Origin of the sequence: Janthinobacterium sp. CG_23.4, from assembly GCF_029892305.1 — a bacterium.
In the GTDB taxonomy this organism is placed as follows: domain Bacteria; phylum Pseudomonadota; class Gammaproteobacteria; order Burkholderiales; family Burkholderiaceae_D; genus Janthinobacterium; species Janthinobacterium lividum_D.
In genome coordinates, this window is the sequence record NZ_JARXUX010000001.1 from 323,551 (window position 1) to 344,775 (window position 21,225).

Here is a 21,225-nt window from a genome sequence, read left to right on the forward strand (position 1 = left end):
GTAGGTCGATGATGATCCTGTCGTTGGTATTTAAAGTAGTACTGCGCGTGAGGCCAAGCATGGTGTATGACCGTATCAAACAACAGATGATGGACACCTTGCCCTTCGTGCGGCTGCTGGGGATCAGCATCGACAACATCGGCGCCGGCATCTCGAAGGTGTCGATGCCGGAAGATCCAAAACTGAATAATCACCTGGGAACGCAGCATGCTGGCGCCTTGTTCACCCTGGCCGAAACGGCTTCCGGCGCGGCCATGGCTGGCGGCTTCGCCGAGCTGATTCTGGGTTTGCGCCCGGTGGCCAAGGAGTCGCGCATTCAGTACCAGAAGGTGGCCCGGGGCGCGACACGCGCCGAAGGCCGGGTACCGGGCGACCTGGCTGCATTGAAGGCGCAGCTGGCACAGGACGGCAAGGTGGCGTTTCCCGTGGAAGTCGATATCTTCGACTCCGAAGGCACGCTGGCGGCGCAGGTGACGGTGGACTGGTATTTGTCGCAGAAGCGATAGAGCGCCACTTCGGACATTCGACAGAACACGAACTTCGTTCAACATCTTTGAAAGAACAAAATGAGCAAACAACTTCAAGACGCGTATATCGTCTCTGCAACCCGCACCCCGATCGGCAAGGCGCCGCGCGGCATGTTCAGAAACACCCGCCCGGACGACCTGCTGGTGCGCGTGCTGCAATCGGCCCTGGCGCAAGCGCCTGGCCTCGACCCAGCGCTGATCACCGACGCCATCATCGGCTGTTCGTTCCCGGAAGCGGAGCAGGGCTTCAATATTGCGCGTAACTCGGTGCTGCTGGCCGGTTTGCCGAAAACCGTGGGTGGCGTAACCGTCAACCGTTACTGCGCCTCCGGCATCACGGCCATCGCCATGGCCGCTGACCGCATCCGCGTGGGCGAAGCCGACGTGATGATCGCTGGCGGCATCGAGTCGATGTCGATGGTGCCGATGATGGGCCACCACCCATCGATGAACCTGGACATGTTCAGCGATGAAAACATCGGCATGGCTTACGGCATGGGCCTGACGGCCGAGAAAGTGGCGCAGCAATGGAAAGTGTCGCGCGAACAGCAGGACGCGTTCTCCGTTGAATCGCACCGCCGCGCCATCGCCGCGCAGCAAGCGGGCTTCTTCAAGGCGGAAACGACGCCTGTGGAAATCATCACGCGCACGCCGAACCTGGCCACCGGCCAAGTTGATGTGACGCGTCGCACCGTCGACACCGACGAAGGCGCGCGCGCCGATTCGTCGATGGAGTCGCTGGGCAAACTCAAACCCGTATTTGCCGCCAAGGGCACCGTCACGGCCGCCAACAGCTCGCAGATGTCCGACGGCGCCGGTGCGTTGTTGATCGTCAGCGAAAAAATCCTGCGCGAACACAACCTGACCCCACTGGCGAAATTCTCTTCGTTCGCCGTGCGCGGCGTGCCGCCCGAAATCATGGGCATCGGTCCGAAATTCGCGATCCCTGCAGCGTGCGCCGCCGCCGGCATCACGCAAGACCAGCTGGACTGGATCGAGCTGAACGAAGCGTTTGCCGCACAGGCTTTGGCCGTGATCGGCGACCTGGGCCTGGACCCATCGAAGGTCAACCCGATGGGCGGCGCGATCGCCCTGGGCCATCCGCTGGGCGCGACGGGCGCCATCCGCGCCGCTACCGTGATCCACGCACTGCAGCGCACCAAGCAGAAGTACGGCATGGTCACGATGTGCGTCGGCGCCGGCATGGGCGCCGCCGGCATCTTCGAGCGCGTTTGATGACACAGGCGTCGTGACGCAAGAGGCCAGATAAGATTGGTCAAAGCTTGGGCGCTGGGGATACCTCGGCGCCCTTTATCTTTTTGGAGACGACATGGATATTTTGTGCAGCAAGAGCGAGGGCATCCTCACCCTGGAATTCAACCGCCTGGAACGCAAGAATGCGATCACCGGCGCCATGTACCAGACCCTGGCCGACGCTTTGGTGGCGGCCGAGACCGATGATGGCGTGCGTGCCATCCTGATCTGCGGCAAGCGCGAGATTTTCACCGCTGGCAATGACCTCGATGACTTCATGAAGACGGCGCGGCCGAAGGATGGCTCGCTCGATCATGACCGTCCCGTGTTCCAGTTCATGCGCGCCTTGTATGGCAGCAGCAAACCCGTGGTCGCTGCCGTCTCCGGCCCGGCCATCGGCATCGGCACCACTTTGCTGATGCACTGTGACCTCGTCTACGCGGCCGACAATGCCAGCTTCTCGATGCCGTTCACGCAGCTGGGCCTGTGCCCGGAATTCGGCTCCAGCCTGCTGCTCACGCAGTTGGCAGGCTACCCGCGCGCAGCGGAAAAGCTGATGCTGGGCGAAGCGTTCCCGGCCAGCGAAGCGCTGGAAATGGGTCTGGTGTCGAAGGTCGTGCCCCTGTACGAATTGATGACGTTTGCGCAAGGCCAGGCCGCCAAACTGGTGGCATTGCCCGCCGCCTCGATCCGTGCCACCAAGCGCCTGATGAAGCAGAGCCGCATGGAACCGATGAAAACAGCCATCGTGGAAGAAAACACACTGTTCAGCGCCATGCTGGGTGGCGCCGAAGCGAAGGAAGCGTTTACGGCCTTCTTTGAAAAGAGGAAGCCGGATTTCAAGAAGTTTGCCTAAACTGAGTGCCGGGGGCAGACCCCCGCGCCCGTTAGCGCAAGCCTCTGCGTCAGCGGTCCTGAGGGGCTGATCCCATCATTTTCTTGGGGTTAAATTAAATTTAGACGACTGGTCTAATTGTGCTACAATCATCGCATGAAAGCTGAATACACCGACGTGCGCCAGCACATCATTGACCAAGGCAAGGCCATCATCACGCGCAAGGGCTTTGCCGGCGTGGGGCTGAACGAGATTTTGTCGGCCGCCGATGTGCCCAAGGGGTCCTTCTACCATTACTTCAAGTCCAAGGAATTGTTTGGCGAGGCTATGCTGGAAGATTATGTGACCCGCTATCTGGCCGATATGGATGTGCTGCTGGGTCAACCGGGCCAGAGCGCGGCACAGTCGCTGATGGCGTATTGGGCCAGCTGGACCAGCGAGAGTCTCGATGGCAGCGGCTGCGACTGCCGTTGTCTGGTGGTCAAGCTCAGCAGCGAAGTGGCGGACATGTCTGAACCGATGCGCGTGGCGCTACTCGACGGCACCCACCGCATCATCGCCAGGCTGGCCCTGTGCATGGCGCAGGGTAGGGTGGATGGTTCGCTGCCTGCGATTGTCGATCCGGCGCAGATGGCCGCCACCTTGTACCAGCTGTGGCTGGGCGCGGCCATGCTGACCAAGCTGCGGCGCGACGCCAGCGCCTTGCAGACGGCTTTGCAGGCGACCTTGGCCATACTGCAACTGCCGCCCGATCACTAAGCGGGCACCCTCTGCGCGGATGATGCTTGTTCGCGTATTTTTGAACTGCACTATAGACGACCAGTCTAATAATAAAGGAGCAGCAGCATGAGAAATTTTGAATTCCATAACCCGACCCGTATCGTGTTCGGTGCCGATACTGTCACCAAATTGTCCACCCTGGTGCCGCACGATGCGCGCGTGCTGATCCTGTACGGCGGCGCCAGCGCGGAAAAGACCGGCACCCTGGCCGAAGTACGGGCCGCGCTGGGCCAGCGCAGTGTGCAGGAGTTTGGTGGTATTGAACCCAATCCCAGCTATGAAACCTTGATGCGCGCCGTGGCGCAGGTGCGTGGCGACAAGCTGGACTTCCTGCTGGCCGTCGGTGGCGGCTCCGTGATCGATGGCACCAAGTTCGTCGCCGCCGCCGCCTTGTACGACGGCGAGCCGTGGGAAATCGCCGAGCGCGGCGGTGCCAATGTGCAGCGCGCCCTGCCGTTTGGCACGGTGCTGACCTTGCCGGCTACGGGGTCGGAAATGAATTGCGGCGGCGTGGTGACGAAAAAAGCCACGCATGACAAGCTGAGTTTTCGCAATCCGCTGCTGTATCCGCAATTTTCCGTGCTCGACCCGAGCAAAACGTTCACCTTGCCGCTCACGCAAGTGGCCAATGGCCTGGTCGACGCCTTTGTCCACACCACGGAACAGTACCTGACCTATCCGGTGCAGGCGATGGTGCAAGATCGCTTTGCCGAAGGCTTGCTGCAGACGCTGGTCGAGATTGCCCCGCAGGCAGTCGCCGTACCCGACGATTACGCCACCCGCGCCAACCTGATGTGGACGGCCACCCTGGCCCTGAATGGCTTGATCGGCGCCGGCGTGCCGCAGGACTGGGCTACCCACATGATCGGCCATGAACTGACGGCCCTGTACGACATCGACCATGCGCGCACGCTGGCCTTGGTGCTGCCGGCACTGCTGGACGTGCAGCGCGAGCACAAGCGCGGAAAATTGCTACAGTATGCAGAACGCGTGTGGCATATCACCAGCGGTAGCGAAGAGGAGCGCATCGACGCCGCCATCGCCCGCACCCGCGCCTTCTTTGAGGGCCTGGGTATCCCGACCCGCTTGTCCGCTTACCAGTTGGGCCAGGAAGCGGTGGAAGCGGTATTGCAGCAACTGGAAGCACATGGCATGACCTCTCTTGGCGAACATCGCGATATCGACCTCGCGCGCAGTCGCCGTATCCTCGAAGCAGCACTGTAACCCTGACATAAAAGGAAACAACATGAACATCCTGATGGTACTGACCTCGCACGATCAACTCGGTGACACCGGCAAGAAAACCGGCTTCTGGCTGGAAGAATTTGCCGCGCCCTACTATGCCTTGCAGGAAGCTGGCGCCAAGCTGACCGTGGTTTCGCCCAACGGTGGCCAGCCGCCGCTGGACCCGAAAAGCGACGAGCCGGATTCGCAAACAGAGGCCACGCGCCGCTTCAAGCTCGATACTGCTGCGCAAGCCGTGCTGGCCAACACCGGCAAGCTGTCCGAAGTGAAGGCGGCCGACTTCGACGCCGTGTTCTACCCGGGTGGCCATGGCCCGCTGTGGGATCTGGCCGAAGACCAGCACTCGATCGCGCTGATCGAGCAAATGATCGCCGCTGGCAAGCCGGTTGCCGCCGTCTGCCACGCGCCCGGCGTGCTGCGCCACGCGAAGGCCTTGGATGGTACGCCGCTGGTGCGCGGCAAGCAGGTGACGGGCTTTACCAATACCGAGGAAGATGCCGTGGGTTTGACCACCATCGTGCCTTTCCTGGTCGAGGACATGCTCAAGCAAAACGGTGGCGTCTACTCCAAGCTGGCTGACTGGCAGCCGTACGCCGTCACCGATGGTTTGCTGGTCACCGGCCAGAACCCTGCGTCGTCGGAAGCGGCTGCCCAGGCGCTGCTCAAGCTGCTGGCCTGATAACCGCCTAGTGCGGCCTGCGAGCAGGCCGCACTAGCGTGGTGCATGCTCCGGCGGCCATGCCCGCCAGTGCATAGCCGTGCAGGAAATCGACGAGTGTATCGTGCCCGCGCAGCCGGGTTTTCTTGTCCAGGCCGAGGCCTTCCAGGGCCAACTCGAATAGCGCAGAAAAGCGCTCGCCTACATCGCCTTGCGTTACCAGTGCGCGCGCCATCAGGCGCACGAAATAGGGCGTGGCGCTGATCAGTTCCAGGTACAGCGCGCACAGCCCGAGCTGGCGCCCGACTCGCCTGACGCCACCGGCTATACGGCCTTGATGGCGCAAGTCGATACCTTGCTGATCGGCCGTAGTACATATGATGCCGTGCTGGGCTTTGAACCTTGGCCGTATGCGGGCAAGCGCGTGGTGGTGCTCAGTCATCGCGCTTTCGTGGCGCGCCATGGGGAAGAGCGCCGCGAAGGCTGCGTGGCGCAGGTGCTGGCCGGCTTGGCAGCGGAAGGCTGCCGCCACGTGTATCTCGATGGTGGCGCCGTCATCCGCGTCGGCTTGCACGAGAGCGTCATCGACAGCTTGACCTTATCCATGCTGCCTGTGGTGCTGGGCAAGGGCGTGCGTCTGTTCGATGCGGCGCTGCCGCGCAGCAACTGGCGCCTGGACGCAACGCGTCAGCTGCCCAGCGGCGTGGTGCAGCTGGCTTATTCAAAAAGTTAAACCGTGTGGGCGAGTTCGACGATGAAGCCGGTGTCAAAGCGCTCGTTTCCCCGCGTACCGTCTGGCCGCTTGTCGCCGCAGCGATTGCACACGATGCGGCAATCATTCGGCCTCTATCGTAGCGCAAGTTGCTGCGTCCGCCCGCTTGACCGCGCTACGCTGGCGACGTTACCCTATGGCATCGCTTTCCTCATACTTACTCCTGGAGCCGCATGCCGCTTTTCTTCATCCCCAAGACCTTGCTGAGCCTTGCGCTGGCCGCCATGGCGCTGCCGTTGGCGACGCATGCCGCCACGCCCGCGATCGACCCTCTGACGCAGCCGATTGCCTCGCCTTACGCGGCGCAGTGGAACCGCGCGCAGCAACCGGCGCGCATCCATGGCGACACCTATTACGTGGGCGTGGGGGGCTTGAGCGTGGTGTTGATCGATACGCGCGATGGCCTGATTCTGATCGATGGCGCGTTGCCGCAATCGGTGGACGCCATCAAGGAGCATATCCTCGAGCTGGGCTTTCGCCTGCAAGACATCAAGTTCATCCTCAATACGGAAGCGCATTTCGACCATTCGGGCGGCATTGCCGCGCTGGCCCGCGACAGCGGCGCGCAAGTCGTCGCGAGCCCGCTGGGAGCGCAGGCGCTACGCGCGGGCGCGGTGCTCGCTGAGGATCCGCAAGCGGGCGAAATCGACGCCATGCCCGCCGTGGAGAACGTGCGCGAGATCGCCGATGGCGAAATCTTGCAGTTGGGCGAGGTGAGCATCACGGCACGCTACACGCCGGGCCATACGCCGGGCAGCACCAGCTGGACCTGGGTGTCGTGCGAGGATGCCCAGCGCAAGGAATGCTTGAACATGGTGTTTGGCGCCAGCCTCACGCCGGTGGCGGCCGACGATTTTCACTACTTGGCCGATGAACGCCATGCGGACCTGACGCCAGCCTTTCGCCGCGTCATGCAGGACTTTGCCAGGCTGCCGTGCGATATCCTGATCTCGGCCCACCCCGACCACTCCGACGGCGAGCGCAAGCTGACGCAACTGCTGGAAGGCATCACGCCGAATCCCTTCATCGATGTGCAAGCGTGCAGCAATTACGCGGCCAAAAATGAAGCCAAGCTCGATGCGCGCATCGCACAAGAAAAAGCGCAGGCGACAAAGTAACAATATTGTCGTCAGTATCGAGGGCTGATCGCCGCTATGGCGTTTCATAGCGGGCGCGTATCGCCGCCAGTACGCCGCGGTGCTCCAGGTGCACGATGGCTGCGTTCAGGCGCGCCAGCTCGGCCTCGCTAGTGTTGCGCGCATTGAGCATCAGGTGAATGGGGGCGCGCAAGGCAAGGAAAGGCAGGGCGGTCAGGGCCACGCCTTGCTGGCGTGCTTCATAGCGCACGGCCAGCACGTCGCCCAGTAGCAGTTCGGCGCGGCCCGCGTCGAGCATGAGGATGCCTTGGTGGAAGCTGCCGAAAGTATGCAGGCGGCCGTCTTGTTCCAGTGCTATGCGGGCTGCTTCATAGTCGGCCCCATACCAGCCCACCTTGGGTGCCAGCAGGGTGGACGCGCCGCGCGTCAGCTGGCCGAAGCTGCTGGCAGGATGCTGCACGGCGGGTCTGCCGGCCTTGCCGAAGATGCCCACGGTTTCGTCGCGGTAGCTCACACTGAAACGCGCATACGTTTGGCGTTCCGATGTGTAGGAGGCGGCGGGCAGCATGTCCAGTTCGCCTTTCTGGAACAGCAACTGGCGCCGCACCGTGGGCAGTTCCGGCAGCGTCACCAAGGTGCAGCGCGCTTCTTTGAAAATAGCCTGTACCAATTCCAGGTCCAGCCCAGTATATTTGCCATGGGCATCGCGATACAGGTAGGGCGGCCATTGCTCGAGCGCCATCGTCATGCGGCAGGCCAGGGCGGGCAGGGCGCAGATGCCGAGCACTGACAAAAATAAGAAATGGCGCTTGCGCATACGAGAGGTGTTTCCAAGGTGTGACACTAATGTTCAATTTGACAGAATGCCCGTGGAAGTCAAGAGCTTAGGGTCTACTTGACCGATAAAGCAGTGTTTTTACTTGATTTTTGCACGCTTTTAACGATTTTATGTGCCGCCGCCCGGCGCCGTGAATACTGTATGGTGTAATCGGCTGTAGTGGTGCGCTACCGCTACTGCCCGCAAAGGAAGACCGCTTGACTGCCCCGCTCGAGATCGCCGCCAATGTACTGATGACCGCCTCCATCATTCTGGCCGGACGCAATAATATTCATTCCTGGTCGATTGGCTTTGCTGGCTGCGTGTTATTTGCTGTACTGTTTTTCCAGGTCAATCTGTATGCCGACGTGATGCTGCAGTTGTTTTTCATCGTCACCTGCGTCATCGGCTGGCTGCAATGGCGGCGCGGTGCCGGTGGCCAGCCCTTGCCGATCAGGCGCACGGGCTGGCGCAGCCTGGCCTGGGTGGTGCCGGCCGGTATTGCCGCCGTGGTCATTTACGGCATGCTGCTGCACCGCTTTACGAATGCCTATGCACCCTTCATCGATTCTGCAGTGTTGGTATTTAGCATCATCGCGCAATTCTTGCTGATGAACCGGCGCATCGAAACCTGGGCCTTCTGGCTGCTGGTCAACACGGTGGCCGTGCCGCTCTACTACAGCCGTGGCCTGCACCTGACGGCAGTCCTGTATGCGGCTTACTGGGTCAATGCCCTGATTTCCTGGTACGGGTGGAGCATGCAGGCACGCCGCGCGGCACTGGCGCGCACGGCGCCCACGGCGTCATCTGCGACAATCGCCGATGCCTGATATTGCCAAATGTTAAATCCTTAGATTCAAAATCGTATATACAATAAATTTTTAGTGACTATTCAGCCTGAGCGTACAGCGTAGAAAGTTGTTGTAAACGAATCGTGGATAACGCATCATGCGTGCATGCCACCAAAACCGCCCCGCCCCGACCTTACGCATCTGTCCGAACAGGACAAGGACAGGCTTATCGACGCGCTGTTCGCGCGCCTCGACGCTGTCGAGGCGCGGCTGGGAATGAACAGCCAGAATTCGAGTAAGCCGCCGTCTTCCGATGGTCTTGCAAAGAAGACGCGGTCGTTGCGCGGGACATCGGACAAGAAGGCCGGCGCGCAAGATGGCCACAAAGGGACGACGCTCAAGCGGGTCGCCGAGCCGACCGATACCGTTCGCCATCCATTGCCATCGCAATGCAATCGTTGTCAACGACCGTTGCCGCTTGACGAGGCACTGGTGGTGGAGCGCAGGCAGGTCTTTGATGTGCCCGCGCGTTCGTTCGATGTCGTCGAGCACTGCACGCTTGAAGTGGCGTGCAGCTGCGGGCAAGTGCATGTGAGCGCCTTTCCTGCCGCCGTTTCTGAGGTCGTGCAGTACGGCCCGAACGTGAAGGCCTTGGGCGTCCATCTGACCCAAGGACAAATGCTGCCCTTCGCCCGTACCGCAGAACTGCTTCACGATATCTATGGCCTGTCGATTTCTCCCGGCACGCTCGTGGCATGGGTGGGCGAGGCGCGGGCCGCGCTGCAGGACACGGCCAACCAGATTGCCGACAACTTGCGCATTGCTGCATTTGTCAACGCCGACGAGTCGGGTCTGCGCGTTGCCGGAAAACTTCATTGGCTCCATATCGCAGCCAACGAAACGCTGACCTGGTATGGCGTGCACACCAAGCGCGGCATGGAGGCCATCGAGGCCCACGGCATCTTGTCCAAGCGCGCAGGCGTCCTGGTGCATGACTGCTGGGCGCCGTACTGGAAGCTCGATGAGTCCATTCATGCCTTGTGCAATGCCCATCTTTTACGCGAGCTGGTGTACGTGAAAGAAATCACCGGGCAGACATGGCCCGACGCGATGACGAACTTGCTACTGAGTGCGAACAAACTATGTGAGGCAGCCCGGCAAAAACAAACGATGTTCAGCGCCGACAATGTCGCCGCCTTCCGCACGCTTTACGATTCGATTGTGAACGAAGGCGAGCAACTTAATCCAGAAGCAGTCAAGAGCGCCGGGAGGAAAGGGCCAGTCAAACAGTCGGTTGCCTTCAACTTGCTCAAACGCTTCCGGCTCCATGCCGACGCCGTCCTGCTGTTCATCACCGACCATGCCGTCCCATTCACCAACAATCTTGGGGAGCGCGCCGTGCGCATGCCAAAGGTGAAGCAGAAAATATCCGGCTGCTTCCGAACCGTCATCGGCGCCGACAACTTCTGCGTCATCCGCTCATGTCTCGACACGCTACGCAAGCAAGGCCATGGCATGCTTGAGGTTCTGCTCCGGGCCTTCAACGGTAATCCTATCCCGCTTGCCGCATAGCGGCTGAACAGTCACAATTTTTAATTCGTTCACACCATAAAGACACCGGGATATAGTGGCCTTTCCCCGCTTACCGGTGTTTTTTATGTTGCGTTTTAGTCTTTTTACCTGTTTTTACGCCGCCCGGCACCAACTGGCCATGCACTGCATGGCCCAGTCGATGCCGATGCGTGCCCGTCCACGCATCCCGTAAGTCCATCCATCCATCCCGTTGTCGTTTGCCCGCTGGCCCAACCGGTCCGCGTGCCCTTGCTCGGTCTTTTTTTCGAAAAAAGGCTGCAATCCCACTAAGAGGAAACCATGTTTAAACCACTCGCCATCAGTATTGCCATTGCCGCCGCCTTTCCCGCTTTCCCCGTCCTCGCCCACGCCGGAGAGGACATGCTGCGTGTTAACGTCACCGGATCGAATATCCGCGTCAGCGAAAAGGAGGGCGCCAGCGCCGTGCAGGTCATCACGGCCAAGGAATTGAAAGCCAGCGGCAAGACCAGCGTCGCCGATGTGCTGCGCGCCATTTCCGCCAACAGCGGCAATAGCTACAATGAACAATATACGGGCAGCTTCTCGGCCGGCACCTCGGGCCTGTCGCTGCGCGGCATTGGCCAGCAAAATACCCTGATCCTGGTAAATGGCCGCCGCGTGGCCAGTTATGCCACGGCGCAGGATTTGCAGCAAACCTTTGTTGACCTCAATAGCTTGCCGATGGCGGCCGTGCAGCGCATCGAAGTGCTCAAGGACGGCGCCTCGTCCGTCTACGGTTCCGACGCCGTGGCCGGCGTGGTTAACATCATCCTGTACCAGCAATTCACGGGCACGGACATCACGGCGCAATGGGGCGGCTCGACGCAAGGCACGGGCCAGCATGAAAAGAGCGCGGCGCTGCAAACGGGCTTCGGCAAGCTCGAGGAAGATGGCTACAGCGTGGTCTTCTCGGCCGATGCCCAGCAGCGCGACAAGCTGCAGCAAAGCGACGTAGCATGGCTGCGCGATGCCGATTACCGCCAGCAGCAGCGCGGCAGCCTGGGCTGGATCGCCACGAATTACGCCGGTAACGACCCCACGCAGACCCTGGGCGGCGTGCGCGGTCCGCTGCAACTGGTGCCCTACAATGCCATCAATCCCGATCGCAACGGCCAGGTATTGGCCTACAATCCGGCGCTGTATAAAACGCTGATTCCAGGCATCCAGCGTATTCACTCGGCGTTGCGCGGCACACTCAAGCTGAACGCCGACACGCAAGCGTATGTCGACTTGCTGCACAGTTATTCGCGCGCCGACCAAACCTTCAGCGCGCCGCTGACGGTGAATAACGCGACGCGCGTGTGGAACAACAGCACCAAGCTGCTCGATACCATCGCCGTGGTGCTGCCGGTGGGCCATCCGAACAATCCGGGCATGAAGCCCTTGCCGTTCACGGCCACCCTGTTCGACCTGGGGCCGCGCCTGAAGCAGGACCGCGTCACCTTCTACCGCGCGCTGGCCGGTGCCAAGGGTACCTGGGCGGGCTGGGATTGGGATACGGCCGTTGCCCATTCCAGTAGCAAGCTGGAGGAAACGGTGCAGAACTTCGTCAATCGCTACGAATTCGAGAAAGTACTGGCCGAGGGTAGTTACAATTTCTATGATCAAGCGCAAAACAGCGAGGCGGTGCGCCAGCGCCTGCGCCTGTCGACCCTGCGCCCGGCCGAATCGACACTCGACACGCTCGACTTTTCGGTGGCCAAGGATATCTGGCACCTGCCCGCCGGTCCGCTGGGGTTTGCCGCTGGCGTCCAGTGGCGTCGCGAGAAGATGGATTCGCAAACCTCGACGGCCGTGCTGTCGGGGACGGAATTGCGCCCCGCACTCAATATTATCAATGGCTCGCGCAATGTGTCGGCCCTGTTCGCCGAATTGAATGTGCCGGTGGTGAAAGATTTGTCCGTCAACGTGGCCGGCCGCGCCGACCATTACAGCGACTTTGGCAATGCGTTTTCGCCCAAAGCCAGCGCCCGTTATCAGGCGGCACCATGGTTGTTGTTGCGCGGTACCGTTTCCCGTGCTTTCCGTGCCCCGTCGCTGCCGGAAATCACCGATAGCACCGCCGTCAGCTACACCAGCGTGATCGATGCTCGCGACCCCTTGACGCCAACGCAGTCGCGCGGCGTGACGGTCATGACGATCGCCAATCCGAACCTGCGCCCCGAGCGCTCGAACAACCTGAATCTGGGCGTGGTGGTCTCACCCACCAGCAGCTCGAGCATCGGCCTCGATTACTACCGCATCAAGCAAGATGGTGTGATCGGTACGGCCAGCGCCACCACCATACTCGCGAATGAAAACACGGCACCGCAAAAGATCACGCGCGGTGCCGACGGACGCATCACGACCTTGTATCGTCAGTTCCGCAACCAGGGGCAGCGCGAAGTGTCGGGTATCGATATCGACCTGCGCCAGCGCTTTGTCGACCAGGACTGGGGCAAGCTGACCCTGGCTGGCCAACTGAGCCGTGTGCTGCGCTTTGCCGAGCCCTTGTCCGATGGCGCACCACTGACCAATGGCGCCGGTAGCAATTACTTCGGTTCCATCCCGAAATGGCGCGGCGTTACGTCGGCCACCTGGGAACAGGGAAAATGGTCGTCGACCCTGACCTGGAACCATGTGGGCAGCTATGCGCAGCAGAAGCATCTCGACGAATCGGTGGCTGCCTTCAGCACCTTTGACGTGACCAGCAGCTGGCAGCTGACTCCGCAGGCGAACCTCACGTTCATCGTGCAAAACCTGGCCAATAAACGCGCGCCCTGGGACTATGCCGCCACCGGCTTTGACTTTACCCAGGCCGATCCGCGTGGACGCTTTGCATCGCTCAAGTTGAACTATAAGTTCTAGTACCCTGTTGCTGCCGCTGCGTCTGTTCCTGCAGGCGCTGGCGGTAGGCGCTGGGCGTGACGCCCATGCGTTCACGAAAGGCGGTGGCGAAGTTGCCCGCGTTGTGAAAGCCGATCAGCAGGGCGATATCTTGCACGTCGATGTCCGTTTGCTGTAGCAACTCCACGCCGCGGGCGATGCGCGCCTCGCGGATGAAGGCAAACACGGTCATGCCCGTTTGCTCGCGGAATACATGGGTCAGCTTTTCGCGGTACGTGCCGACGCTGCGGGCGATGTCGGACAGCTTGGGCAGGCTGTCCAGGTTGTCGACGATGAGCTGTTTGACCGCATTGACGAACACCATGTCGGGGTGCTGCAGCCTGTCTTGGGTCAGCGTCGTGGCTGGCAAGGTACTGTTGCTTTTACGCATCAATCCCAAGTGGATATGGATGCGCGCGACCAGTTCGTCCGGCGTGAACGGCTTCGAAATGTAGTCGACACCGCCCACCTGCAAGCCCGTGATGCGTTCCTTGGCGCTATCGGCACCGCTGAGAAAGATCACGGGTATCTGTTCCGTTTCGGGGTTGGCCTTGAGCAATCGACATGCCGTGTAGCCATCCATCTCGGGCATGCGTACATCGAGCAATATCAGATCGGGATGCGTGGCCAATGCCAGCTGGTAGCCCTGGTAGCCGTTGAACGCGATGCTGAAACGGTAGGGCTGCTCTCTAAGCAGCTCCATCAGCAAGCGCTGCTCTAACGCCGAATCGTCCACGATCAAGATGTTTTTTTTGGTGGTTTCGTTGGTCAATGACATGGCATGGATAACTTAACCAAAAAGCAATTTATTGTTTATTGTACCCGGCTTTTTCTTTTTTTTCTGCTTTTCTCGTGTTTCAAAAGAGCTTTCTCCGCCAGCAGAAGCGGCGATTTCCCAGATCGCTAATAATTCATTCATCCATTGACTTAAAGCAACGTCGATGATGAAAAAAAACTGTTTTGTAAATGCAGCAAAAAAGTTGAAGATCTGATGTTCGTGGCTCTCGGCGCGAACATTGTGTTGTCCTGGTGTGCGTGCTTTAAAAAATGCCGGCAACACCGTGACGATCCTCGACGCCCGGCATATCAAGGGGACGCATGAATGATGTTCCATCATCGGGAGGTATCATGTTACGAGTTATTTTCCTGTGCCGTATCGCCGCCGCCAGTGTCGCGCTTGCCAGCACGGCATTCTTGCCTGGCGCTGCCGACGCAGCCGTGTACTTGAACGGCAGCAACACCGCGACCATAGCCCCTGCCCTGAAAATCATCGCCAATTGCACCCTTGCGACGGCCAATCTTGACTGCGGCCAAAGTCAGGGTGTAGCGGCTATTGCCGTGAACGTCAATACGATCGTGGGTGTCACTCGCACCCATCCTGCGCCGACGGCGACAAGTCGACTATCACGGACACCGTTTACTTTTAGGCCTAGCCAAGTTTTTGGGTTGCAACTGAGATATTTTTCGATTGTTGTCTTGAGTTAATGTGAGGAGATGGTCATGAAACATACCAACTTTAATAATTTGCCTTGTCCGATCGCTCGCAGCCTGGGCAAGGTGGGCGAATGGTGGAGCATCCTCATCCTGCGTGAAGCGTTTTATGGCAAGACACGCTTCGACGAATTTGAAAAAAGCCTCAAGATTGCGCCAACTATCCTGACGCGCCGCCTGGCTGACCTGGTGGAAGGCGGCTTGATGACGCGTCGCCTGTATTGCGCCAAGCCGCCCCGCTACGATTATGTGCTGACCAAGTCCGGGCGCGCCTTCAAGCCTGTCTTGCTAGCCTTTATTGCCTGGGGTAATGAAAACTTCGCGCCGGAAGGCGCCAGCCTCGTCATCGCCAGCCGCGACACGGGCCTCGCTGCCGATCCCGTGCTGGTCGATGCGATGACGGGCTTGCCCATCAATGATGAGTATTACGCGTTCGCGCCAGGGCCGGCTGCCAGCGACAGCATGCGCAGCATCATCCTCGATGCGGAGAAAAGCAGCGGCATCGCGCCCAAGCCGAAGGCCGCGCCGGCCAACCGTGGCTGGGTGGCTGAAGGCCATCTGGCCTGAGGCGCGACGGCAGGTGGGCGGCGCGCTGTGGGGCCAACATGGCGCGCCGCGCGCCGCGTCATTCTGGTGTCGACGGCGCTATCGTGCCTGACGTTGTCGGCGGCCGTCAGCGCGCTGGCGTGACGTTGGCGGCGATCAGCGCACCCAGCGCCCGCGCCGCGCTAGCTTGCTTCCCCAGCGACAGTTCATGCGCCATGCTGGCCTGGTCTTGCATGCTGCGGTTCTGCCCCAGCTTCCATTTGCCCGTGATGCGCGTGAGGGCAATTTCGATGCCAACGATGGCATTTAACATCTTCTCGATATACTCGGCCGGCGCATCGCTGATGCGCCAGGGCGCAGCTTGATCCGCCTCATGGCGCGCCGTTAGCCGCTCCAGCAAGCCCATCAGCCACGCCGCATCGTCGATGGCGCGCAAGGGGCCGTGTGCGTGTACGACCGCGTAATTGAAAGTGGGCACTTCCTTGCCGCTGCGCTGCTTCTCCGCATACCAGGCGGGCGTGATGTAGGCGTGCGGCCCCTGGAAGATCACCATGCATTCTTCTTGTCCAGGTGGCGCGCGCCACAGCGGGTTGGCACGCGCCACATGGGCGCGCAGGATGCCGAAGGGGGCCTCGGGCGTGGGCGCGGCGATCTCGAACGGCAGATGGTCGGCGCATAGACCATCGTCGCCCTGGCGCACCAGCGCGCCCAAGGGATGCGCGTCGATCAGGCCATGCAGCACGTCGAGGCGTTCTTCGCGAAAGCTGGCGGGCGTGTACATCTAGGTTGCTCCTTCCACGACCACCTTGGCCGTGAGCGAATTGGCGATGTAGCAGCGCTCGTGCGCGTCGTGGTGCAGGCTGGCCAAGGCTTCTGGCGTGGGCGCCGTGCCGGAAAATACGATGTGCGGGCGCAGCACGATACGCGTCATGGCCAGGCGGCCCGCCGCATTTTTTCCCAGTTCGCCGACGGCGTCGTCGCGGTAGTCGTCGATGACGTAGCCGCGCTGCGCTGCCAGCGACAGGAAGAACAGCATGTGGCAGCTCGATGTAGCGGCCACCAGCGCTTCTTCCGGGTCGACGTTCTCTGCCACGGACATGGGTAGCGGCACGGACAGGGGCGATGATGAGGCTGGCACGTGCAAGCCGCCATCGAACTGCCATGCATGGCCACGGCTATAGCGCTGGCTGGCGAAATCCTGGCCGTCGCGCTGCCAGGCCACGGTGGCGAAAAACTGCTGCATGGGCGCTCCACGAAAGTAAGAGGGAAAGTGTCATCTTAGCGCCCCTCTTGGCTATTTAAAACAGCCAATAAGTGCTATTTTGCAGATACCAATTTAAGAGCGCCGCCATGCCAGCTTCCTGCCTGTTCCAGATCATCGCCGCCTTGCCGCTGCAGCGCGGCGCTACCGAGCCGCTGTTCCGCCAGCTGTACGCCGCCATCAAGGCCGCCATCCTCGATGGCCGCATGAGTGCAGGAATGCAGCTGCCGCCCACGCGCGACTTTTGCCGTCTGCTGGCCGTGTCGCGCCAGACGGTGCTCAATGCGTATGCGCTGCTGGCGGCCGAAGGCTATCTCGACGGTGCCGTGGGACGCGGCACGTTTGTCAGTCGCGATGTGCCGCAGCCCGTGGCCGCGCCGGCCGGCAAGGCCGAAGCCGCCGGTCTGCTGCGACCTCTGTCGGCGCGCGGGCGAGGCGTGGTGGCGGCCATGCGCCAGGTGGCGTTCCACCGTGGTTCGCTGCGCGCCTTTCGCGTCGGCATGCCGCGCATCGATCATTTCCCGTTCGACGTATGGAACCGGTTGGAAGCGCGGCGCTGGCGCCGGCCCGACCAGCATTTCGGCTATAGCGACCCGGCTGGCTACCTGCCGCTGCGCGAGCTGCTGTGCGTGTACCTGAAGGCCTCGCGCGGTGTCCAGTGCACGCCGCAGCAGATTGTCATCACCTCCGGTTCGCAGCAGGCGCTGTTTTTGCTGTCGACCATCCTGCTGGCGCCGGGCGATTCGGCCTGGATGGAGTCGCCCGGTTACCGGGGCGCCAGTGGCCCCTTGCGCGCGGCTGGCGCGCGCGTCTTTCCCGTACCCGTCGATGCACAGGGGCTGGACGTGGCGTACGGCGTGGCGCACTGTCCCCAGGCGAAGCTGGCGTACGTGACGCCATCGCACCAGATGCCGCTGGGCGTGAGCATGAGCTTGCCCCGCCGCATGGCCCTGCTGGCCTGGGCCGCGCAAAACAAAGCCTGGCTGGTGGAAGATGACTACGACAGCGAATACCGCTACACGGGCGCGCCGCTGGCCTCGCTGCAAAGTCTGGACCGGGCTGGCTGCGTGGTCTACGTGGGCACCTTGTCGAAAGTGCTGTTCCCCGGCCTGCGCCTCGGCTACATGGTGGCGCCGCCCGCGCTGGCCGAAGCATTGGTGCAGGCCAAGGCCGTGATGGACCGCCACACAGCCATCGTGCCGCAGATGGCGCTGGCCGATTTCATCGCCGAGGGACATTTTGGCCGGCACATTCGCCGCACGCGCGACAGCAATGCAGAACGGCGCGACCAGCTGGTGCGCGGCTTGGCGCGCGAACTCGACGACCAACTGGTGTGCGGCCCGGCCGATAGCGGCCTGGAGCTGTGTGCGTATTTTCGCGCCGGCCACGATGAAGAAATGGTCGCGCGCGCGGGGCTGGAGCGTGGCATCGAATTGCGCCCACTAGGGCACTATGCCGATCCGGCAGCGGGGCCGGCGTGCGCCACGCCACCAGGGCTGCTGCTGGGCTTCGCCGCCATTCCCCCGGCAGAGATGGCGCACGGCTTGCTGGAGCTGGGGCGCATCCTGCGCGGCCGATAAACTATACTGGCACTTGCCTGCACACCAAGACCAAGACCATGACGATCACCGCGACCACTGCGACTATTGACACTATTGCCGCCATACCCCGCTGCTCCTGGGCCAATTCGGCCAACCCCCGCTATCTCGACTATCACGATACGGAGTGGGGCGTGCCTTGCCACGATGAGTGCCGCTTGTTCGAGATGCTCAATTTAGAAGGCGCGCAGGCGGGCCTGAGCTGGGAAACCATCCTCAACAAGCGCGACACTTACCGCGCCGCCTTCGACGGCTGGGATGCCGAAAAAATCGCCGCGTATGGCCCGGACAAGGTGGCGCAGTTGCTGCTCGATCCCGGCATCGTGCGCAACCGCCTGAAGGTGGCAGCGGCTATCACGAATGCGCAAGCCTACCTGCGCTTGCGCGCGCAAGGCCAGACCCTGGACAGCTTTTTGTGGGCCTATGTCGATGGCCAGCCCATCGTCAACAGCTGGCAGCCGGGCCAGTTCCCGTCCAAGACGGCCTTGTCCGACACCTTGTCGAAAGACTTGCTCAAACTGGGTTTCAAGTTCGTCGGCTCGACCATCGTCTACGCCTATATGCAGGGTATCGGCATGGTCAACGACCATGCGCCCACCTGCTTTTGCCGCGCGGGGCATTGATGCGCCGCGCGCAGGTCTTGCTCGACACGGATTTCGACGGCGCGCGCTTTGGCGCCGCCTGTGCCGCCCATGACGGGCGGCGCCTGCATTACATCGCGCTGGCGCCGCGCTGCGTCGACGCCAGCGACTTGCCCGAGCAATGGCGCACGCAATGGCCGCCCTGCGTGCCCGGCCTGCACCGCATGGTCTCGCGCGATGGCTTGATTACCCTCGACCTGATGATCGGCGAAGCCCTAAGCTGCTTGGCGCAGATAGCGGCGCGCATCGATGAAATCTTGCTGGCATGGGTGCCCGCCGCCGTGACAGTGCTGGCACGCCTGATGGTGGATGGCGGCCTGCTGCAGGCCGTGCACCTCGACGAGGCGCAGCGCGCGGCGCTGCAACAGAGCGGGTTTGTCTTCGACGAGAGCCGTTTGCGCGCCGTGTTTCATGCACGGCGTCCAGAGCATGCCGCCGTCACCGCGCCTGAACGTCGCGCCATCGTCATCGGCGCGGGTGTGGCCGGCGCGGCTGCCTGCGAACGGCTCGCCGCGCGCGGCTGGAAAGTGACCTTGATTGAGCGCCACGCCGAGCCGGCCAGCGAGGCATCGGGCAACCTGGCTGGCATCTTCATGCCGCTGATGTCGAAGGATGACAATATTCCCACGCGCCTGGTGCGCGCCGCTTACCTGTACGCGCTGAATCGCTGGAAAGATCTGGGCGGCATCGGCGCCGCTATCGAGGGTGTGCAAAGCGGCGTGCTGCACCTGGCGCGCGACGGCGCGCATGCGCAGGTGCAGCGGCAGATCGCCGCCAGCGGCGTGTATCCGCGTCAGTTCGCCCGCTGGCTGGAGGCACCCGAGGCAAGCGCCATGCTGGGCGCGCCTGCGCCCGATGGCGCCTGGTGGTTTGCGCAGGGCGGCTGGGCGCGCCCAGCCTCCGTCTGCGCGGCCATGCTCGACGCCTGCGGCGCCTTGCTCACGCGGCGCTTTTCCAGCAGCGCCCTGCGCCTCGAACGTGGCGATGAGCAATGGCTGGTGCGCGATGCCGAAGGTGACTTGATCGCGGCGGCACCCACAGTCATCCTGGCGGCAGGCACGGGGGCCGTGGATTTCGAACAGGCGGCCGGCCTGCCGCTCGACGCCGTGCGTGGCCAAGTTACGCATCTGGCCGAAGGCAGCTTGCCTGGCTTGCCCTTCGTCGTCTGCCGCGAAGCCTATATGACGCCGGCGCACCAGGGCGCCGTATGCGTGGGCGCGACCTATGATGCCGATGCAGACAGCAGCCTGCGCGTGGCCAGCCAGCACGACAATATTGCGAAGATCGCCGACATCCTTGGCGTGGCCCCATTCGAGGCGCCGCTGGCCGGGCGCACGGGCTTTCGCTGCATGGCACCGGACCGCCTGCCACTGGCGGGCGCCTTGCCCGACCCCGGCGTGCCAGGCCGCTGCGAGCGCTTGCGCGACGTGCCGTGCTGGCCCGGCCTGTTTGGCTTGCTCGGCTACGCCTCGCGCGGCCTGATATGGGCACCGCTGGCGGCCGAGTTGCTCGCGTGCCAGCTAGAGGGCGAGCCCTTGCCGCTGGAGAGTCAGTTGGCCGCCGCTTTGGACCCTGCCAGATTTTTGTTACGCGAACGCCGCCGCAACGCCTGAAAAGCGCAAGGCCTTGTTGCGTCATGTCACGCTCTTTGCGCGCGGCTGGCTGGCATCCAGATGCGGGCGGTATAATTTACCTTCGGCAATATTTAAGCATCGCCCCCAAGGAGATATCCGGTGGAAGATCAACACAGCTCGCCCGAGCTTTTCCTGTTCCTGGCGTCGACCGTGCACGATATGAAAAACTCGATCAGCGTGGTCAGCGGCACGCTGGAATCCTTGCTGGCGGCCGAACAGGCCAAGCCCGTGCCCCAGGCCGACCCGGCCTACCTGCAGATGGCGCAAATGCTGTACCAGACCAAGCGTCTCAACGATAACCTGATCCAGCTGCTGGCGCTGTACAAGGAAGTGGGCAAGCCCGGTTACCCCTTCGACGTGCAGCCACAACTGGTGAGCCAGGTAGTGGAGCAGGTGGTGGGCCAGGAAAAGATCCTGCTGGCATCGAAAGGCATCGGCCTGGAGATAGCCTGCCCGCCGGAGCTGATCTGGACCCTGGATGAAGACCTGATCATCGGCGTGCTCGCGCATGCGATCAACAATGCCATTCGCTACACGAAAGACACGATCCGCTTGTCAGTGCGGCAGGTGGGTGCCTTGCTGGAGCTGCGCGTGGAAGACAATGGCGACGGCTACTCGCAGGCGCTGCTCGACGCGGGCAGCGCTGCCATGGATGGCAAGGCCGCCGGCGTGGATTTTTCCACTAACAGCACCGGATTGGGCCTGTATTTTTCCAGTGTCGTGGCGAAGATGCACAAGCACCGTGGCAGTAGCGGCAGCATCGCCCTGGAAAATGGCGGTGCGCTGGGCGGCGGCTGTTTCATCGTGCGCCTGCCCTGAA

The 21,225-nt window shown here is 61.9% G+C and carries 23 protein-coding genes; 17 read left to right on the forward strand and 6 right to left on the reverse strand.

The features are described from left to right. The first annotated feature begins 8 nt into the window (after positions 1 to 8). The 6 genes from H4V96_RS01460 to H4V96_RS01485 all read left to right on the forward strand — a co-directional run bounded on the left by H4V96_RS01460 (position 9) and on the right by H4V96_RS01485 (position 5,320). On the forward strand, positions 9 to 506 hold the full coding sequence (locus tag H4V96_RS01460) for a YiiD C-terminal domain-containing protein (protein ID WP_280720654.1): 498 nt from the start codon (positions 9 to 11) through the stop codon (positions 504 to 506). A gap of 60 nt (positions 507 to 566) precedes the next feature. After that, positions 567 to 1,763 (forward strand): acetyl-CoA C-acyltransferase, encoded by a 1,197-nt coding sequence (locus H4V96_RS01465; protein WP_010394649.1) that lies wholly within the window; start codon positions 567 to 569, stop codon positions 1,761 to 1,763. Positions 1,764 to 1,857: 94 nt separating this feature from the next. Next, the gene (locus H4V96_RS01470; protein WP_280720655.1) at positions 1,858 to 2,637 is read left to right on the forward strand and encodes an enoyl-CoA hydratase; all 780 of its coding nucleotides are present in this window, start codon (positions 1,858 to 1,860) and stop codon (positions 2,635 to 2,637) included. A gap of 135 nt (positions 2,638 to 2,772) precedes the next feature. After that, positions 2,773 to 3,375 carry a TetR/AcrR family transcriptional regulator gene (locus H4V96_RS01475; protein WP_010394658.1) on the forward strand — a complete coding sequence of 201 codons (603 nt, stop codon included), beginning with the start codon at positions 2,773 to 2,775 and terminating at the stop codon, positions 3,373 to 3,375. A gap of 87 nt (positions 3,376 to 3,462) precedes the next feature. Beyond that, positions 3,463 to 4,620 (forward strand): iron-containing alcohol dehydrogenase, encoded by a 1,158-nt coding sequence (locus H4V96_RS01480; protein ID WP_070345867.1) that lies wholly within the window; start codon positions 3,463 to 3,465, stop codon positions 4,618 to 4,620. A 22-nt stretch (positions 4,621 to 4,642) separates the two neighbouring features. After that, positions 4,643 to 5,320, forward strand: coding sequence for a type 1 glutamine amidotransferase domain-containing protein (locus H4V96_RS01485; protein ID WP_010394662.1), 678 nt, complete (start codon positions 4,643 to 4,645; stop codon positions 5,318 to 5,320). 7 nt (positions 5,321 to 5,327) lie between these two features. Here the strand turns inward: H4V96_RS01485 and H4V96_RS01490 are convergent, their stop codons facing one another. Continuing rightward, positions 5,328 to 5,645, reverse strand: coding sequence for a hypothetical protein (locus H4V96_RS01490; protein WP_280720656.1), 318 nt, complete (start codon positions 5,643 to 5,645; stop codon positions 5,328 to 5,330). On the opposite strand from H4V96_RS01490, the gene H4V96_RS01495 reads away from it, so the two are divergent. Then, positions 5,637 to 6,032 carry a dihydrofolate reductase family protein gene (locus tag H4V96_RS01495; RefSeq protein WP_280720657.1) on the forward strand — a complete coding sequence of 132 codons (396 nt, stop codon included), beginning with the start codon at positions 5,637 to 5,639 and terminating at the stop codon, positions 6,030 to 6,032. The two genes, H4V96_RS01490 and H4V96_RS01495, sit on opposite strands and share 9 nt — an antisense overlap. A 212-nt stretch (positions 6,033 to 6,244) precedes the next feature. After that, positions 6,245 to 7,189, forward strand: coding sequence for a subclass B3 metallo-beta-lactamase (gene bla, locus H4V96_RS01500; protein ID WP_196856265.1), 945 nt, complete (start codon positions 6,245 to 6,247; stop codon positions 7,187 to 7,189). 34 nt (positions 7,190 to 7,223) lie between these two features. Here the strand turns inward: bla and H4V96_RS01505 are convergent, their stop codons facing one another. Then, positions 7,224 to 7,985 carry a transporter substrate-binding domain-containing protein gene (locus tag H4V96_RS01505; protein WP_010394668.1) on the reverse strand — a complete coding sequence of 254 codons (762 nt, stop codon included), beginning with the start codon at positions 7,983 to 7,985 and terminating at the stop codon, positions 7,224 to 7,226. Positions 7,986 to 8,203: 218 nt separating this feature from the next. Between H4V96_RS01505 and pnuC the strand changes: the two genes are divergently transcribed. The 3 genes from pnuC to H4V96_RS01520 all read left to right on the forward strand — a co-directional run bounded on the left by pnuC (position 8,204) and on the right by H4V96_RS01520 (position 13,216). Further along, positions 8,204 to 8,815, forward strand: coding sequence for a nicotinamide riboside transporter PnuC (gene pnuC, locus H4V96_RS01510; RefSeq protein ID WP_010394670.1), 612 nt, complete (start codon positions 8,204 to 8,206; stop codon positions 8,813 to 8,815). Between the two features lie 126 nt (positions 8,816 to 8,941). Beyond that, a complete protein-coding gene (locus tag H4V96_RS01515) occupies positions 8,942 to 10,348 on the forward strand; it encodes an IS66 family transposase (protein ID WP_280720658.1) in 1,407 nt (468 codons plus the stop codon). A gap of 300 nt (positions 10,349 to 10,648) precedes the next feature. Continuing rightward, a complete protein-coding gene (locus tag H4V96_RS01520; RefSeq protein WP_196856751.1) occupies positions 10,649 to 13,216 on the forward strand; it encodes a TonB-dependent receptor in 2,568 nt (855 codons plus the stop codon). On the opposite strand, the gene H4V96_RS01525 is transcribed toward H4V96_RS01520, so the two are convergent. Beyond that, on the reverse strand, positions 13,194 to 14,012 hold the full coding sequence (locus tag H4V96_RS01525) for a response regulator (protein WP_010394676.1): 819 nt from the start codon (positions 14,010 to 14,012) through the stop codon (positions 13,194 to 13,196). The two genes, H4V96_RS01520 and H4V96_RS01525, sit on opposite strands and share 23 nt — an antisense overlap. Positions 14,013 to 14,024: 12 nt before the next feature. Then, positions 14,025 to 14,294, reverse strand: coding sequence for a hypothetical protein (locus H4V96_RS01530; RefSeq protein ID WP_196856750.1), 270 nt, complete (start codon positions 14,292 to 14,294; stop codon positions 14,025 to 14,027). 38 nt (positions 14,295 to 14,332) lie between these two features. Between H4V96_RS01530 and H4V96_RS01535 the strand changes: the two genes are divergently transcribed. Continuing rightward, complete coding sequence (locus H4V96_RS01535; protein WP_196856749.1) at positions 14,333 to 14,719, forward strand: hypothetical protein; 387 nt, start codon at positions 14,333 to 14,335, stop codon at positions 14,717 to 14,719. A 15-nt stretch (positions 14,720 to 14,734) separates the two neighbouring features. After that, positions 14,735 to 15,292, forward strand: coding sequence for a helix-turn-helix domain-containing protein (locus H4V96_RS01540; RefSeq protein WP_010394680.1), 558 nt, complete (start codon positions 14,735 to 14,737; stop codon positions 15,290 to 15,292). Between the two features lie 106 nt (positions 15,293 to 15,398). Here H4V96_RS01540 and H4V96_RS01545 read toward each other — a convergent pair whose 3' ends face one another. Further along, positions 15,399 to 16,052 carry an FMN-binding negative transcriptional regulator gene (locus H4V96_RS01545; protein ID WP_196856748.1) on the reverse strand — a complete coding sequence of 218 codons (654 nt, stop codon included), beginning with the start codon at positions 16,050 to 16,052 and terminating at the stop codon, positions 15,399 to 15,401. Next, entirely contained in the window at positions 16,053 to 16,514 is a 462-nt protein-coding gene (locus H4V96_RS01550) for an OsmC family protein (RefSeq protein ID WP_010394684.1), read from the reverse strand. Between the two features lie 107 nt (positions 16,515 to 16,621). Between H4V96_RS01550 and H4V96_RS01555 the strand changes: the two genes are divergently transcribed. The 4 genes from H4V96_RS01555 to H4V96_RS01570 all read left to right on the forward strand — a co-directional run bounded on the left by H4V96_RS01555 (position 16,622) and on the right by H4V96_RS01570 (position 21,224). Then, entirely contained in the window at positions 16,622 to 18,112 is a 1,491-nt protein-coding gene (locus H4V96_RS01555; protein WP_196856747.1) for a PLP-dependent aminotransferase family protein, read from the forward strand. A gap of 38 nt (positions 18,113 to 18,150) precedes the next feature. Further along, positions 18,151 to 18,753 (forward strand): DNA-3-methyladenine glycosylase I, encoded by a 603-nt coding sequence (locus H4V96_RS01560; RefSeq protein WP_196856746.1) that lies wholly within the window; start codon positions 18,151 to 18,153, stop codon positions 18,751 to 18,753. Beyond that, positions 18,753 to 20,384: an FAD-dependent 5-carboxymethylaminomethyl-2-thiouridine(34) oxidoreductase MnmC gene (gene mnmC, locus H4V96_RS01565; protein ID WP_196856745.1), complete on the forward strand. Its 1,632-nt coding sequence runs from the start codon at positions 18,753 to 18,755 to the stop codon at positions 20,382 to 20,384. The genes H4V96_RS01560 and mnmC overlap by 1 nt, the downstream gene beginning before the upstream one ends. A gap of 120 nt (positions 20,385 to 20,504) precedes the next feature. Next, positions 20,505 to 21,224 carry a HAMP domain-containing sensor histidine kinase gene (locus H4V96_RS01570; protein ID WP_010394690.1) on the forward strand — a complete coding sequence of 240 codons (720 nt, stop codon included), beginning with the start codon at positions 20,505 to 20,507 and terminating at the stop codon, positions 21,222 to 21,224. The last annotated feature ends 1 nt before the right edge of the window (position 21,225 follow it).